The organism is Paraburkholderia sp. 22099 (assembly GCF_052045835.1).
GTDB lineage: Bacteria > Pseudomonadota > Gammaproteobacteria > Burkholderiales > Burkholderiaceae > Paraburkholderia > Paraburkholderia terricola.
In genome coordinates this window covers 82,455-97,640 of sequence record NZ_JBQEPU010000011.1, presented here as the reverse complement: position 1 = coordinate 97,640, position 15,186 = coordinate 82,455, and the positions used below count along the sequence as shown (strand labels likewise).

Below are 15,186 nucleotides of genomic sequence, written 5' to 3'. Positions count from 1 at the left end.
TCCGGAGACAACGGTGCGCTCTAGTGTACGCCGCCAACCGCTTGCTCAACGGTGCGCCGCATCAATCGCGGGGGCGCGGATAAGCGTGCGGCTGTTGCGCTTCGTCGCGATGTCGTGCGTGTGCCGCGCGTCAATGCGCATGCGGCGGATGGTCCATCGCGCAACGATGCTCGGTCGTGCCGAGGTCGACTTGCAGCGTCGCATGCTGCATCGAAAAACGTTCGCGCAGCGTGACGACGATGCCGTCGAGCGATTCGTCGCCGGGATGGCCCGCCGGCATCACCAGATGCGCGCTGAGCGCGTTGCCGGTAGTCGACAGCGCCCAGACGTGAAGATCGTGCACGTCGACGACGCCCGGCTGATCCGCAAGATAGTCGCGAATGCGCTGCATATCGACGCCCGGCGGCACGGCGTCGAGCGCGAGATGCGCCGAATCGCGCAGCAGACCCCAGGTGCCGTACACGATCACCGCGACCACGAGCAGGCTCATCACCGGGTCGAGCCACGTCCAGTTGGTGTAGAGAATCGCGAGGCCGCTGAGCGCGACCGCCGCGGAGACGCCGGCATCCGCCGCCATGTGCAGGAAGGCGCCGCGAATGTTCAGGTCTTCCTTCTGACCGCGCATGAAAAGCCATGCGGAAATCCCGTTGACCACCATGCCCACGGTGGCGACGACGAACACCGCGAGTCCGGCAACCGGCGCCGGATTCATCAGGCGCCCGATCGCCTCGGCGACGATCACGCCGCACGCGAACAGCAGCAGCGCCGCGTTGGCAAGCGACGCGAGAATCGACGAGCTGCCGAAGCCGAACGTGAAGCGTGCCGACGGACGCCGCGTGGCGAGCCATGTGGCGCCCCACGCGAGCAGTAGGCCGAGCACGTCGGAGAGGTTGTGGCCGGCGTCGGCGAGTAGCGCGGTGGAATGCGCGATCACGCCGTAGACGGCTTGCATCACCACGATCGCGACGTTCAGCGCGACGGCGAGCGCGAATGCGCGACCGTGGCCGGCGGCGGGCGGGTGGGCGTGGGCGTGGGCGTGGGCGTGGTGATGGTGGGCGTGGCTGTGGCTGCCGTCGCTGTGGCTACCGCCACCATGGCTGTGGCTATGGCCGACGTGTTCGTCCTCGCGCTCGTCGTCAGGGCGGTTCGGGGCAACGTTGTTCTTCATGTCGGATCCAGAGGAAATTCGCTGGCCGGTTCGGCCACGTGCTCGAGCATCCCGGCCAGCATCGCGCTGATGTGACGGTCCGCGGCGAGGTAGAACACCTGCTTGCCCTGCCGCTCCGCGCGCACGATTCGCGCGGCGCGCAGCAGCCGCAAGTGGTGGCTCACCAGCGACGGCGACAGATGCAGCGCCTGCGCCAGCGCGCCGACCGCGCGCCGTTCGTCGGCACACGCCAGCACGATGCGCAACCGCGTCGGGTCGCCGAGCAGGCGGAACAGATCGGCCAGCGGCACGAGGGTGTCCGCGGAACGGTATTCAGGGCTGCTCGGCGGCGCGGAAGAAACCATGACAGGCGGTAGCGTGAACGTACATATGAACAGATATTCATACGTTATACATTATTGAGACGACCGGTCAAATCGCAGCGCGGTCCGGCGAGTGTGGGAAAATGCGGCGGTTCGTTTCATCCGGCCTACCCTTCCCCGTCATGCAACCTGTATTTGACCGCGCTTTCGCGGCGCACCGTGACGGCCGCCTCGACGACGCCGAACGCGGCTACCGCGCGACGCTCGACGGCAATCCCGCGCACGTCGATGCGTTGCATCTGCTGGGCGTTCTGCGCCACCAGCAAGGCCAGCACGCCGAAGCCGCCGAGCTCGTGCGGCGTGCGGTGAACCTGCGCCCGGAAGACGCCGCGCTGCAACTGAATCTCGGCAACGCCCTGAAGGCGCTCGGCAAACTCGAGGACGCCATCGAACGATTCCGCAACGCGCTGACGCTGGCGCCGTCCTTCCCGATGGCGCACTACAACCTCGGCAACGCCTATGCGGCCGCGGGCCGTCACGAAGACGCCGCCGATGCCTTCGCGAAATCGCTGCGCCTGCAACCGAACGACGCCTCGTCGCACAACAACCTCGGCAATGCGCTGCACGCGCTCGGACGCCACACGGAGGCGATCGCGTCGTTCCAGCGCGCGCTCGAACTGCGTCCCGGCCACGCGGGCGCGCTCAATAACATGGGCATGTCGCTGAACGCGCTGGGTCGCGCGGACGAGGCGATTCCGTGCTTCCAGGCCGCGCTCGCCGCCGAGCCGCGCTTCGTCGCCGCGCACTTCAATCTCGCCAATACCTTCGACGCAACCGGCCGTCACGCCGAAGCGGTCGCGTCATTCGAGGCCGCGCTCGCCTTGCAGCCGAACCTGCCTCCGGCCATCTACGGCATGGGCAATGCGCTCGCGGCGTTGGGGCGTCATGCGCAGGCGCTGCCGTATCTGGAACGCGCGGTCGGTCTCGATCCGCAATTCGCGCTCGCATGGCTGAGCCTCGGCGCCGCGCATCAGGCGCTCGGCGCGCACGCCACAGCGGTGCGCGCATTCGACCAGGCGTTGCGCTTGCGCCCCGACCTCGCGAGCGCGCACATGAACCGCGCGCTGGCATGGCTCGCATTGCGCGATTTCACACGCGGACTGCCGGAATACGAATGGCGGCTGCAAACGATGGCGCAACCGGCGATCCAGACGCTGCCGCGCTGGCACGGCGAGCCGATCGAGCAGCGCACGCTGTTCATTCATGCCGAACAGGGTTTCGGCGATACGCTGCAATTCGTGCGCTTCGTCCCGCTGGCCGCGCAGCGCGCGGCGCGCGTCGTGCTCGAAGTGCAGCCGCAACTGCTGCCGCTGTTGGCCCCGGCTGCGGAAGCCTGGCGCGTCACGCTGATCGCCCAGGGCGCGCCGCGCCCCGCCGCGGATCTGCACTGCCCGCTGCTGAGCTTGCCGCTCGCGCTCGGCACCACCTACGACACCATTCCGGCCCGCACGCCCTACCTCAGCGTGCCGCCCGCCTATGCCCGCAAATGGCGCGGCTCGCTCGGCGGTCAGGCAAAACGCAAGATCGGCATCGCGTGGTCGGGACGCATCCAGCAAAACGAAACACGTTCGATGCCGCTCGCCGCGCTCGATCCGCTCTTCGCGCTCGACGGCATCGACTGGATCGTGCTGCAACCGGAACTGAGCGCCGAGGAACGCGCGGCGCTCGACGCACATCCGCGGGCTGCGTCGATTCATCGTTTCGACAAGCGGATCGGCGATTTCGCGGACACCGCGGCGATCATCGCGCGGCTCGACGCGGTGGTGTCGGTGGATACGTCCATCGCTCACCTTACCGGCGCGCTGCGCAAGCCGCTCTGGCTGATGCTGCCGTTCGCCGCGGATTGGCGCTGGTTTGCCGGCGAGACGCGCAGTCCCTGGTATCCGGGCGCGACGCTCGTGCGTCAGCCGCGGCCTGGCGCATGGGGTGAGGTGGTCGAGGCGGTGGCGGACGAATTGCGCCGCGGCTAGGCGCGTCGTTCCTCCTGCGTCGCCCTGCGTCGTTCGGCGCTCGCGGGCGATCGCGTTGCCTCGGCGGCGGCAAAAGAAAACCCCGCGTTCTCACGAACGCGGGGTTTTTCTTCTATTGCCCGAATGAACGGGCGACCGTCAGGCCGTCCGATACTGATCGCGTGATCCCGGCGTGCGATACAGCGCCAGCGTCGCAACCAGCCCACAGATCGCCGCAAGGCCCAGGAACAGACCAGGCGCGGCCTTGTTGCCCGTGTCGTGAATCAGCAGCGTCGAAATAGCCGGCGTGAAGCCGCCGATCGTCGTCGCCAGGCTGTAAGCCAGAGAGAAGCCGGCCGTACGAACTTCGACAGGCATGACCTCGGTCAGCGCGACGACCATCGCGCCGTTATAGCTGCCGTACAGGAACGACAGCCACAGTTCGACGCCCAGCAGCCGCGCGAAGGAAGGCTCCGCGACCAGCCATTGCAGCGCCGGATAGGCGGTGACGATCGTCAGCGCGGTGAAAGCGAGCAGCACCGGACGGCGGCCGATGCGGTCCGACAGCGCACCCGCGAGCGGCAGCCAGATCAGGTTCGACAAGCCGATGCAGACGGTGACGACGAGCGTATCGATCGACGAGAGCTTAAGCACTTCCTTGCCGAAGGTCGGCGTGTACGCGGTGATCATGTAGAACGACACGGTGGTCATGATGACCATGCCCATGCCGCCGAGCACGGTGCCCCAGTTGGCGGCCATCGTCTTCACGATCTCACCCATGCCCGGATGATGCTTGCGCGCCTCGAACTCCTCGGTTTCCTTCAGCGAACGGCGGATCAGGAACAAAAACGGCACGATCAGACAGCCAATGAGGAACGGCACACGCCAGCCCCAGGCGACCATCTGGTCCGCCGGCAGCATCTTGTTGAGCACCACGCCGATCAGCGCGGCGAACACCACGGCAACCTGCTGACTGCCCGACTGCCACGCGCAATAAAAGCCCTTGTTGCCCTTAGTGGCGATCTCCGACAGATACACGGAAACGCCGCCCAGCTCCACGCCGGCGGAGAAGCCTTGCAGCAGACGGCCGAACAGCACGAGCACCGGCGCGAGCACGCCGATCGTCGCATAGCCTGGGATCGCCGCGACCGTGAGCGTGCCGAGCGCCATCAGGGCGAGCGTGAGGATCAGGCCCTTGCGCCGGCCGTGATGGTCGATGTAGGCGCCGAGGACGATCGCGCCGAGCGGCCGCATCAGGAAGCCCGCGCCGAACACCGACAGCGACAGCATCAGCGAGGCGAATTCGTTGCCGCTCGGAAAGTAGGTCTTGGCGATCGCGGAGGCGTAATAGCCATAGACCATGAAATCGTACATCTCAAGAAAGTTGCCGCTGACGACGCGGAACACTGTCTTGAGCTTGGATTCTTGCGATGAGGAAGCGGCGTGTGACGCAGTAGACATGACACTCTCTAATGAGCCCTTCGCCATGCGTGCGCGCGGCGATCAGGCAGTTGGTACGATCCATGGGATTCGGCAAGCGGATGCCACGCGCGGATAGAAGAGCGGACGCGCCGGGGGCGCTGCATTCTCTTATTCAAATCATTTGCGTGGTATCAGGGTAAACGTTGTGAATCACGCGAAACCCTGTCCGCATAATGTTAGCGTTGATTGCGCTGTGGCGTAATTCATACAGTTTCATTACCGAACAGCGCCGTCGTAACCTCGCGGTAAACTTTGCAGCCAGCACTTTCGTCGAGCACTACCGATGCAAACCACCCGCGCTCTTTCGCTGCGCCCCGCGACCCTCGCGGACTGCGCGCTCATTGCATCGATCCACAGCACCAGTTGGCAGGCCACCTATCGCGGCCTGCTGCCGGACGCCTTCCTCGACGGCGAAGTCACGCGGGAGCGCGCCGCCTATTGGGAAGCCCGACTGAGCGCACCGGGCGGCGAGCGCCGCGCCGTACTGATCGCCGAGTTGGCGGGCGAGCCGATCGGCTTCGTCTGCGTGGAACGACAACCGGACTCCGCGTGGGGCGTGCTGCTGGACAACCTGCATGCGTTGCCCGCGTACCAGGGCATCGGCGCGGGCAAGCTGTTGATGCGCGCCGCCGAGGATTGGGCTCGCGCGCAAGGCGAGGCGCAGTTATATCTGTATGTGCTCGAAGGCAATACGTCGGCGATCGGCTTCTACGAGCGGCAAGGCTGGCAGTTCGTCGGCGCAGAGCCGGATCATATGGGCGGCGTGGATATTACCGCCTTGCGCTATGTGTACCGGCTGGATCGATAAAACAGGCGCGCGCGTCGTTTGATCGTCGGCCAGACGATCGCGGGCGAAGGTCGATCCGCATTGCTTTTCGGAACAGTCCGATCGTTTGTTCGGCGTCCCCTTGGCATTATCTTCGCCACTCCGATGGCTTCACAGTAAAACGCCCACGCGCCCACGTGCTCCCCGGAGCGCGGCATTTCCCTGCAACGTCGACCCACCCGCACACGCCAGGCGTTTCGCTCGCATCGTCCTGAAGCCTGAGTCCCTAGACCTGCGTCCGCTGATCGGCGGGCTACTTTAAAGGCGCTGGAACAGACCGATGCTGACCATTCCACTCACCCCAATCGTAGGCGCCATGGCGCTGCCGCGCTTGCGCCCGCTTGGCCACTTGCCGGCGTCTTTCGGTCACGACTGGACGCTGCTGCCGCCGGTCCGCAGTTTGCGTGCGGAACTCAAGGCGCTCTACGCAGCGATGCTGCGTACCTTCTGCATGAGCGAAGAGACCATCCGCTCGCTATGCAAATGGGTGCCGCTGGAACGGCGTGCGGCTGCCGCGACAGTATTCGATGCGCCGTCCAACCACTTCCCGCCCATTACCGCTGAAGGACAGCCCTTCGAGCGAATCAGGATGCCTGCATTCGAGCCGGAATCGCATGGATCGTCGGTACATTGGAGCGCAATAGCGGGTGGTGCTTGCGCACTCGGCGGCGCTGCGATGCTTGCATGGATTACTGTCGGTCAGTTGGACCCTCGTCCGACACTTGGGGACAGTATTTTCGGCAGTTCGTTGACGGTCGATCGCGGCTCACCGTCGGCCGATGATCGCAGGGCTGACGCAGCAGCGACTCAGCACGCGGCCGCGAACGGCGAAGCAAATCGGCGAGCGCCGGGTGGACAATCGGCGCACGTGAGCGCAGGTGCCTCACCAACGGATGCAACTGCGAACGCAACCGGATCTTTCAAGGAATCCGCAGTCGCGACCGCGTCGGAGGCCAACACACCTCGTCCAACGGGTCCGGTTCCGTCGCGTCATGCCGAAAAGACTTCTCCCGATGCAATCACGGCTCGTGTCGCAACCGCCGCCACCGTCTCATCCGTGCAGGCCCCAGAGGGCAGGGCCGTCTCACAGCGCCGCGGCAAGCTTCGCGAGAAGGCTGCCGGCCTGCACGGCAAGAGCTACCGTCAAAACAGCCATAACGGCACGGTAAAACGGCTTCCGTATCAGCCGGCACCGAACGATGACATCCCGCATATCGCGGCTCCCTCGACTACGCAATACACGCTCGCGAAACCATCGGCGGCGGGATCTTATTCTCCACTGGAGCCATCGCGGCTTGGCGTCGACGAATACACGTCCGTGGCGATGTCCGCCGGCACGCACCTTCACGACATCGCGCGGTCGCCGCGCGCAGCTTCCACAAGTCATCCGTCTGGAACGAATGGAACGGAATGGATGAATCACATGTCGCAGCGCCGTGTAACCGAAGTCCCGGATCAATTCGCCAGGTAAGCGCAACGCCGCTGGAACTCGCGGCGCAAAAAAAAGCCCGGCCATGCATGGCCGGGCTTTTTACCTTCATACCCTTACTTCTGGCCTGGCAGGCCAAGTTCCGTTTGCCGCTGCAGTTGCATCACTTCGTTCTGCACTTGACGCAGTTGCGCCTGCGCCCTTTCCTTTTCCGCGTGCAATGCGGCCGCTTCGCCTTGAGTCTGCCGCTGGTAGTCGTTGACCTTGGCCTGCTGCGTGCGCGCGACGTCGAGATCCGCTTGCAAGCGCTTCGCGCGCTCCGCCGACAACGCGATGATGTCCTCGATGTAAGCCTTTTGGGCCTGCAACTGTGTGCGACGAATCTCGACCTCCGCGAGTTGCGCCGTCTGCTGGACGAAGCCCGCATAGATCGCCTCGGCTCGGCCCGCGTTCTCCGACTTGATCACGCGCCAGAAATGTTTGTCCTGAAATAATGCGACGTAGTAGGCCATCTCCCGAGGATAGAAGAACAGGCTCGCGCCGTAACTACCGTTATATGTGGTGCGCAGTTCGCTCAGCTTCGCGTCGTGAATCATCTGCATCAGTTCGGCGACGTTGCCTTGCGCGTCCGCGGCGGCAGGCGTGCCTGAGGCCGCGCTGCGCAGCGCGGCGGCCACCGGCTCCGGTGTCAACGTGTTCATGGCCGGTCGCGTGCCGACCAGAGGGGCGGACTCGTCGCTTTGCGCTGCCAGCACAAAACCGCCATGCTGCAACAGCGCACACGAGGTCGCGAGCAGCATGGCGCGCCGTACAATCAAGGGGTACTTCATACGTGCATGCTCCATGCAAATCCAGATCAGCCTAGGATTATCGCGCGGATTAGTCGTTAAGCGAAGCGTTCAGATGTTGCGCGCACAGACTTTAAATCGAGATAAATCGCCGGCGAATGGATTGGCCAAATAACTCGGGTAATCGCGGAATAAAAAATTTCAGATAGGACCGAAACGCAACGATCCGCCCTTTGTGGACTGCGGTCGGATCACGTTAATTTACGTAAATCCAACGATATGCGGGTTTGCAATATGGAGATAGATTGCTTGTCGTTAAATTCGCGTGCCGTCGATCTTGGTTCATCAACAACTCGCATTCCTCGCCGCCTTAAAAGCGACCGGTAATCAAGCGGCGGACAAAAGCATTGCTGCATCGACAAGCCAAGACTCGGTGAGACTGCGGAGCGTGGACCGAAAGGCAACGACCGGGAAACCAACGCGAGGCGCGCCGCCGAATCCAACAGCAACGCGCCCCCGACAAATCCACCCGGCAGAACGCGCTCTTGGCCACCGCGAATCTCAGCAACATCAAAACCGCGTTTCGCGCGCCACCCGCAGAAAGGTATCGAGCAATGGCGTGCAGTCGAGCAGTTCCTCGCCACCCGCGCGATGGAACTCCGGGTGCCACTGCACGCCCATCACGAACGGCGCCCGCCGATAGCGCACGGCCTCGATGATGCCGTCCGAAGCCGACACCGCTTCAATGTTGAGATCGCGGCCCAGCGTCTTGACCGCCTGATGGTGAATCGAGTTGACGATCGCATCGCGCCGGCCCGGAAACATATTCACCAGCGTGGAGCCGTCCGGGAAGTGAATCCCGTGCCGATGCTGATCATAGTTCTCGTTGACGTGCGCGCCGGCGGTCGGCACATCGGTAGCGATGTCCTGATACAAGGTCCCGCCAAACGCCACGTTGATCAGTTGACAGCCGCGGCATACACCCAACACCGGCTTACCCGACTCGATGAACTCGTGCAGCAGTTCGAGCTCGTACATGTCGCGCACACGGTCGCCCGGCCATTCGTGACTGGTTGCCGCTTCCGCGTAGGACTGCGGCGAGACGTCCGCGCCGCCTTGCAGCAACAGGCCGTCGAGATGCTTTGCATAATCGCGCAAACGGATATTGCTCGGGTGCAGCATGCCCTGATGACCGACCGTCGGAATCATGAACACCAGCACGTCGCGCGACATCACCCAATGCGCGATCGATTCCTCCAGGTACTGCAGCGTCTTGCCGCGCAAGCCCCTCGCCCCCGGCTCGGGATGAAAGATGCGCGCCGACACGCCGATGCGCAGCGTGCGCTGCGTGATCCGCTGGCCGGCGCGATCGAACAACTGGCGCGCGCGCGCCGCGATGATGCGGCCGAACACCGTCCACGCCGAATCGTTCTGCTTCAGATAGCGCGGCGGCGATGGCGGCAATGCGTTCGGCGGCGGCGGATTGGACGCGCTGAAGTCGGGCGCGGCGCCGAAACCGGGCGGCGGCGAGCCGGCCGGGCGCCCGCTGGATGCCGCTGCCTGACCTGAAGCGGCGGTATCGCCGGCAGAGGTAACCAGTTCGCCGTCAATCGCTTCGCTGCTCGCGGGCGGCATGGGTGGCGGCGTCACGGGACGGGTGCCGACACGCTGCGCGTCACGCTCGTGAGCCGCCGCTTCCTGCTTCGCGGTGGATGCCGCCGCTGAACTGCGTGCCTCTTCGGCGTCGCGTTGCCGCGCCGTTTGCGAATCGGTGGGTGTGACGGCCGACGCGCTTTCAGGGTCGTCGGTGGATGACCGGACGGCGGCTCCCTCAGTTGCCGCAGATGTGGTGGAAGCACCGCTAGCGCTCGACGGCGAACCTTCCGGCAACACGCTGGAGCGCGGCGCGCCGGCGCTGGAATCCGCACCCGCGGCTGACGCCGCGGCGCGTGAAACCCCGCCCGCTGAAGGACTCGCGCCCTTGCCCGCCGTCCCCGAATACACCTGCGGCGTCACCGCATCCTTGATGGGAGATTGCGTGGAATCTTCATGCGAGGGAGGCAGCGAGGCCGCTGGCTCATTCGGCGCGATGTCGGATTTCTGTGCGCCCGGCGTGGCCGGCGACGCCGAAGGCGACGGTGGGCTGCCAGGCTCGCCGGCATTTTCAGGTTTGTTTTCGCTCATGACAGTCAGACAGGCGCCTTGCACGCGAACGAATGAATATGCCCTGATTATCCGCCAGCGGACCAAGCCCCGCAAACCCACACACAATTGGTCACATTGTTGCGGCGGGCAATGCACGCCATCCGACTCAAGGATCGGGCTGTTCGTCGAACGTTTCGCGCAGCGCGATCTGCATCGCCGCGTGGATTTTCACGCACCAGCGCCACACGAGCGCAAGCAGCAGCGCGGCGCAACCGAGCACCGCGATGAGCAGGCCGGTCGGCGGCAGGATGCCGCTCGAGAGCGCCGCGACCAGCAGGAACACGCCGACCATCGAGACCACCGGCACCAGATCGGAGATCGCGTAACGGATCGCACGCGTGAAGCGCCCCGCGATCGCCGGCTGCACGCTGACCTCGGCGAGCAGCAGCGCGAGCGACTTGGTCTTGCGATAGACGGCCACCAGAAACGGCATCGATATGACCAGCGCAATGCTCCACAAGACCACGCGCTGCATGGGCTCGGCCGTCAGCCAGCGCGCGAGCAAGCCGCCGGTGTAAGGCGCGCTATACGACACGATCAGAAAAATCGCGGCGACCAAAGCCAGGTTCACGGCGATCTGCAAAATGATTCGCCGCGTCATGCTGAACAGCGTCGGTTCACCGGTTCCAGTGCTCAAGCTGCGCACCCACTGGCCGTACATGCCGAACACGTTGGCGAGCGTGCGCGGCATCGCGTGACCCAGCCGCTGCGTCAGCGGGTCCGCGGCCCGGATCAGATAAGGCGTAAACAGCGTGGTCAATGCCGATACCGCGACCGCGATCGGATAGAGAAACGCGCTCGTCACTTTCAGCGTCAAGCCGAGCGACGCGATGATGAACGAGAACTCGCCGATCTGCGAGACGGTCATGCCGACCCGCATCGCCGTGCGTCCGTCCTTGCCGGCGAGAAAGGTGCCGAGCCCGCACGAGACGATCTTGCCGGCGATCACCGCCACCGTGATCACCGCGATCGGCCACGCGTAGTCGACCAGCACCGCCGGGTCCAGCATCAAACCGATCGTCACGAAGAAAATCGCGGAAAACGCGTCGCGCAGCGGCGCAATCAGATGCTCGATGCGGTGCAGATGGCGCGACTCCGCCATGATCGCGCCGATCAGAAAAGCGCCGAGCGCGATGCTGTAATCGAGCTTCACCACCAGCAGACAGAAGCCAAAGCAGAAGCCGAGCACCGACACCAGCAGCATCTCGTCGCTCCTCGCGCGCGCCACATAGTTCAGCGCGCGCGGCACGACCAGAATGCCGACCACCAGCGACACCGTCATGAAGAGCAGCAGCTTGCCGAGCGTGACCACTGCGATACCCGCGCTCAGTTGACCGGTCTGCGCGATGCCGGACAGCAGCACGAGCATCGCGATGGCGAGAATGTCCTCGACGATCAGAATCCCGAACACCAGTTGCGCGAAGCTCTCACGCTTCAAACCCAGCTCGGAAAGCGCCTTGACGATGATCGTGGTCGACGAGATCGCGAGGATCGCGCCGAGGAACAGCGAATCCATCGGACTCCAGCCGAACGCGCTGCCGATCTCGTAACCGAGCCACAGCATCAGCACGATTTCGGAGAGCGCCGCGACGATCGCCGTCGCGCCGACCTTGAACAGCTTGCGCAGGCTGAATTCCAGCCCCAGAGAAAACATCAGGAACACCACGCCGAGTTCGCCGAGGGTCTGAATGGTCTGCTCGTCGTGGATCAACTGGAACGGCGGCGTGTACGGCCCGATGATCACGCCCGCGGCGATGTAACCCAGCACCACCGGCTGCTTCAGGCGATGGAACAGCACGGTGACGACGCCGGCCAGCGCCATCACGACCGCCAGATCCTGAATGAAGCCGATGCCGTGGTGCATGAATGCGTTCCTTACAGAAAGTAATCTTGAAAACGCAGTGTAGCAAACGCCCGCCTGGCGCCGAATCGCGGAAAGCGCCGAAGGGCGTGGGATTGCCGCCCGCTCTTGAACTCCCGACGATGCCGCGCAGCAGAATGTTTTTGACACGCTGGACGCCTGTGAAATATCACCATAATATTTGGCGAATATTTTTAGGGGAGTCGAATGATGCGGCAGGTGTCCTTCAATGTTGTGGAGCGTTCCGGCGACAGTCGCGCCGAAACGGTGGAAGTGAATCGCTTGACCATCGCCGGTTGGGCCGGTCGCGACCAGGCCGCGATCGAGCATCACATCGCGGAACTGGCCGCGCTTGGCGTGAAGCGTCCCTCCACTACGCCGTGCTTCTACCGCCTCGGCGCGGAGCTGCTGACGCAGGCCGAACTCGTCGACGTGGTCGGCGTGAAGTCCAGCGGCGAGGCGGAATGCGTGCTGGTGCAATCGAAGGCGGGCTTGCTCGTCACCGTCGGCTCCGACCACACCGACCGCGAAGTCGAAGCCTATGGCGTGACCGTCTCCAAGCAGGTGTGTCCGAAACCGGTGGCGCGCGACGCCTGGCGTTTCGACGACCTCGCCGGCCACTGGGATCGACTGGAATTGCGCGCCTACGCGGTGACGAACGGCGAGCGGCGCGTCTATCAGCAAGGCAGCGTCGCCTCGCTGCTGCCCGCCGCCGACTTGCTCGAGCGCGCGCCGCTCGCACGCGGCGCCGCGATGTTCTGCGGCACGCTCGCCGTGCAAGGCGGCATCGTCGGCATGGCCGACGGCGACGCGCTCGAACTCGAATTGCACGATCCCGTCCTGAACCGCACACTGCGCCACGCCTATCGCGTGCGAGCGCTTCCTATCGTCGAATGAGGCATCCACTCATGACTCAACCTTCGCTCTCCGCCACCGCCGACGCGTCGTCAGACGCATTGCTCGAAGCCGCCGCCCTGCGCAAGATCACCTGGCGCATCATGCCGTTCCTGTTTCTCGTCTACGTGCTGTCGTATCTGGACCGCGTCAACATCGGTTACGCGAAGCTGCAGTTCACCGGCGACCTCGGCCTTTCCAACGCGGCCTACGGACTTGGCGCGGGGATCTTTTTCTTCGGCTATTTCGTGTTCGAAGTGCCGAGCAATCTGCTGTTGAAGAAGTTCGGCGCGCGCGCCACCATCGCCCGCATCACGATGCTATGGGGACTGCTGTCCTGCCTGATGATGTTCGTGCGCTCGGAAACGATGTTCTACGTACTGCGCTTTTTTCTCGGCGTCGCCGAAGCCGGCCTGGTGCCGGGCGTGGTGCTCTATCTGACCTTCTGGTTTCCGTCGGACCGCCGCGCGCGGATGGTCGCCGTATTCATGGCGGCGATTCCGGTGGCGGGCATCATCGGCGCGCCGTTGTCGGGCTTTCTGATGTCGGCGCTGCACGATGCGCACGGCTTGCGCGGCTGGCAGTGGATGTTCCTGATCGAAGGCATTCCGTCGATCCTCACCGGCTTCTGGGCGTTGGCCGTGCTGCGCAACACGCCCGCCGAAGCCGCCTGGCTCAGCGCCGACGAAAAGCGCGTGATCCTGAGCCGACTCTCGCGTGACAGCAGTTCGGCCGCGGCGGCCGGCGCGGAGCACAGTCTCGCGGTGGCGTTGCGCTCGGGCCGCTTCTGGCTGCTCACGCTGATCTACTTTTGCCTCGTCACCGGCAACGCGGGCTTTTCGTTCTGGCTGCCGCAGATCGTCAAGGACCTCGGCGTGACCAACCTCGTCACCAATGGCTTCGTCACCGCGATTCCCTATCTGGCCGCGGGCATCGGCATGATCCTGATCGGCCGCTCCTCGGACGTGACCGGCGAACGGCGCTGGCACTACGCGGTGTGCTGCTTCATCGGCGCGGCGGGCTTGCTCGGCAGCGCCTCGGTGACGAACTCGATCCCGCTCGCCGTGACCGGCTTGTCGATCGCGTATATCGGCATTCTCGCGGGCTTCGGCATCTTCTGGTCGATGTCGACCACCTTCCTGCAAGGCACCGCGGCAGTGGCCGGCATCGCCGTGATCAATTCGATCGCGAATCTCGCCGGTTATGTGAGCCCGTATGTGCTCGGCATCGTCAAGGACGCGACGCATAGCGTGACGTTCGGTCTGGTGCTGATCGCGGGCGCGCTGATCGTCGGCGGGCTGGTCACGCTGATGATGCCGCGCGTGAAGGTACGGCACGCCGCCGGGATCGCGCCAAGCGGCGCCTGAGTGGCTGCGCTGCGCGCGATCCGGGTGATCCGTGCGACATCCGCGCTGCGCGGACCGCGCGGCGCGCCGGTCACCCAAGCCGACCGGCGTTGTCCACCCCGCACCCGCAAAACCTTGCTCTACAATGCGGACGACCCCGCCCGCTCTCTTTCGACATGACGCTTTTGCAGACTGCCCGCCCTCCCCGGCCCACCCGCGCGACCGCTGCCGCGAGCCTCGCCGAACAGGCGTATGCGTTCGTCAAGCGCGAGATCATCACGATGCGCCTGCGGCCGAGCGAGGTGCTCAACGAGGCCGAATTGATGGCGCTGACCGGCATCGGCAGAACGCCGGTGCACCAGGCGCTGCACCGGCTCGTGCACGAAGGCATGCTGACCATCATGCCGCGCAAGGGCATCATGGTCCGCCCGGTTTCACTCGACGACGTGCTCGCCATCATCGACGTGCGGCTCGTCAACGAAAGCCACTGCGTGGAACTGGCCGCGCGCCACGCGCAGCAGCACGACTACGATGCGATGCAGGCGCTGCTGGAGCGCTCCGCCGTGTGCGTCGCGGCGCACGACATCGAAGGCATGATGGACATCGACCGCGAGTTTCATCTGGCGATCTCGGCGGCCTCGCGCAACCCGGTGCTCGCCGACATCCTGCGCGGGCTGCATGAACGCTCGCTGCGGTTCTGGTTCATCTCGCTGTCCGAGCCGCATCATCTCGAAGACGTGCACGAAGAACATCTCGAACTGTTTCGCCTGCTGCGCGAACGCGATGCCGAAGGCGCCCGTCGATCGGTGCAAAAGCACATCGAGGCGTTCCGCGCGACGCTCTTCAATCGCATCTGAACGAAGCTGAACGAACCTG

12 protein-coding genes are annotated in these 15,186 nt (G+C 64.7%); 6 read left to right on the top strand and 6 right to left on the bottom strand.

The genetic code is table 11. The features are described 5' to 3' along the window. Positions 1 to 130: 130 nt before the first annotated feature. Positions 131 to 1,168: a cation diffusion facilitator family transporter gene (locus ACTJLC_RS13085; RefSeq protein WP_440844170.1), complete on the bottom strand. Its 1,038-nt coding sequence runs from the start codon at positions 1,166 to 1,168 to the stop codon at positions 131 to 133. Then, entirely contained in the window at positions 1,165 to 1,512 is a 348-nt protein-coding gene (locus tag ACTJLC_RS13080; RefSeq protein ID WP_440844168.1) for an ArsR/SmtB family transcription factor, read from the bottom strand. Before ACTJLC_RS13080 ends, ACTJLC_RS13085 begins: the two co-directional genes overlap by 4 nt. Before the next feature lie 140 nt (positions 1,513 to 1,652). Between ACTJLC_RS13080 and ACTJLC_RS13075 the strand changes: the two genes are divergently transcribed. Next, the gene (locus ACTJLC_RS13075; RefSeq protein WP_440844166.1) at positions 1,653 to 3,500 is read left to right on the top strand and encodes a tetratricopeptide repeat protein; all 1,848 of its coding nucleotides are present in this window, start codon (positions 1,653 to 1,655) and stop codon (positions 3,498 to 3,500) included. A 138-nt stretch (positions 3,501 to 3,638) separates the two neighbouring features. Here ACTJLC_RS13075 and ACTJLC_RS13070 read toward each other — a convergent pair whose 3' ends face one another. Further along, the gene (locus tag ACTJLC_RS13070) at positions 3,639 to 4,940 is read right to left on the bottom strand and encodes an MFS transporter (RefSeq protein ID WP_440844164.1); all 1,302 of its coding nucleotides are present in this window, start codon (positions 4,938 to 4,940) and stop codon (positions 3,639 to 3,641) included. 304 nt (positions 4,941 to 5,244) lie between these two features. Between ACTJLC_RS13070 and ACTJLC_RS13065 the strand changes: the two genes are divergently transcribed. Both ACTJLC_RS13065 and ACTJLC_RS13060 read left to right on the top strand, forming a co-directional pair. Next, positions 5,245 to 5,769 (top strand): GNAT family N-acetyltransferase, encoded by a 525-nt coding sequence (locus tag ACTJLC_RS13065; RefSeq protein ID WP_073427144.1) that lies wholly within the window; start codon positions 5,245 to 5,247, stop codon positions 5,767 to 5,769. A gap of 298 nt (positions 5,770 to 6,067) precedes the next feature. Then, positions 6,068 to 7,258, top strand: coding sequence for a hypothetical protein (locus tag ACTJLC_RS13060; RefSeq protein ID WP_310130189.1), 1,191 nt, complete (start codon positions 6,068 to 6,070; stop codon positions 7,256 to 7,258). Between the two features lie 74 nt (positions 7,259 to 7,332). On the opposite strand, the gene ACTJLC_RS13055 is transcribed toward ACTJLC_RS13060, so the two are convergent. The 3 genes from ACTJLC_RS13055 to ACTJLC_RS13045 form a co-directional block, all read right to left on the bottom strand. Beyond that, complete coding sequence (locus ACTJLC_RS13055; RefSeq protein WP_310121584.1) at positions 7,333 to 8,046, bottom strand: DUF2968 domain-containing protein; 714 nt, start codon at positions 8,044 to 8,046, stop codon at positions 7,333 to 7,335. A gap of 528 nt (positions 8,047 to 8,574) precedes the next feature. Then, the gene (locus ACTJLC_RS13050; RefSeq protein WP_412534839.1) at positions 8,575 to 10,008 is read right to left on the bottom strand and encodes a gamma-glutamyl-gamma-aminobutyrate hydrolase family protein; all 1,434 of its coding nucleotides are present in this window, start codon (positions 10,006 to 10,008) and stop codon (positions 8,575 to 8,577) included. Between the two features lie 307 nt (positions 10,009 to 10,315). After that, positions 10,316 to 12,073 carry a cation:proton antiporter gene (locus ACTJLC_RS13045; protein WP_114163038.1) on the bottom strand — a complete coding sequence of 586 codons (1,758 nt, stop codon included), beginning with the start codon at positions 12,071 to 12,073 and terminating at the stop codon, positions 10,316 to 10,318. A gap of 207 nt (positions 12,074 to 12,280) precedes the next feature. On the opposite strand from ACTJLC_RS13045, the gene ACTJLC_RS13040 reads away from it, so the two are divergent. The 3 genes from ACTJLC_RS13040 to ACTJLC_RS13030 all read left to right on the top strand — a co-directional run bounded on the left by ACTJLC_RS13040 (position 12,281) and on the right by ACTJLC_RS13030 (position 15,167). Next, complete coding sequence (locus tag ACTJLC_RS13040; protein ID WP_310130186.1) at positions 12,281 to 12,967, top strand: DUF2848 domain-containing protein; 687 nt, start codon at positions 12,281 to 12,283, stop codon at positions 12,965 to 12,967. A gap of 11 nt (positions 12,968 to 12,978) precedes the next feature. Continuing rightward, the gene (locus tag ACTJLC_RS13035) at positions 12,979 to 14,331 is read left to right on the top strand and encodes an MFS transporter (protein ID WP_310130182.1); all 1,353 of its coding nucleotides are present in this window, start codon (positions 12,979 to 12,981) and stop codon (positions 14,329 to 14,331) included. Positions 14,332 to 14,486: 155 nt separating this feature from the next. Beyond that, on the top strand, positions 14,487 to 15,167 hold the full coding sequence (locus tag ACTJLC_RS13030; RefSeq protein WP_154873373.1) for a GntR family transcriptional regulator: 681 nt from the start codon (positions 14,487 to 14,489) through the stop codon (positions 15,165 to 15,167). Positions 15,168 to 15,186 lie beyond the last annotated feature (19 nt).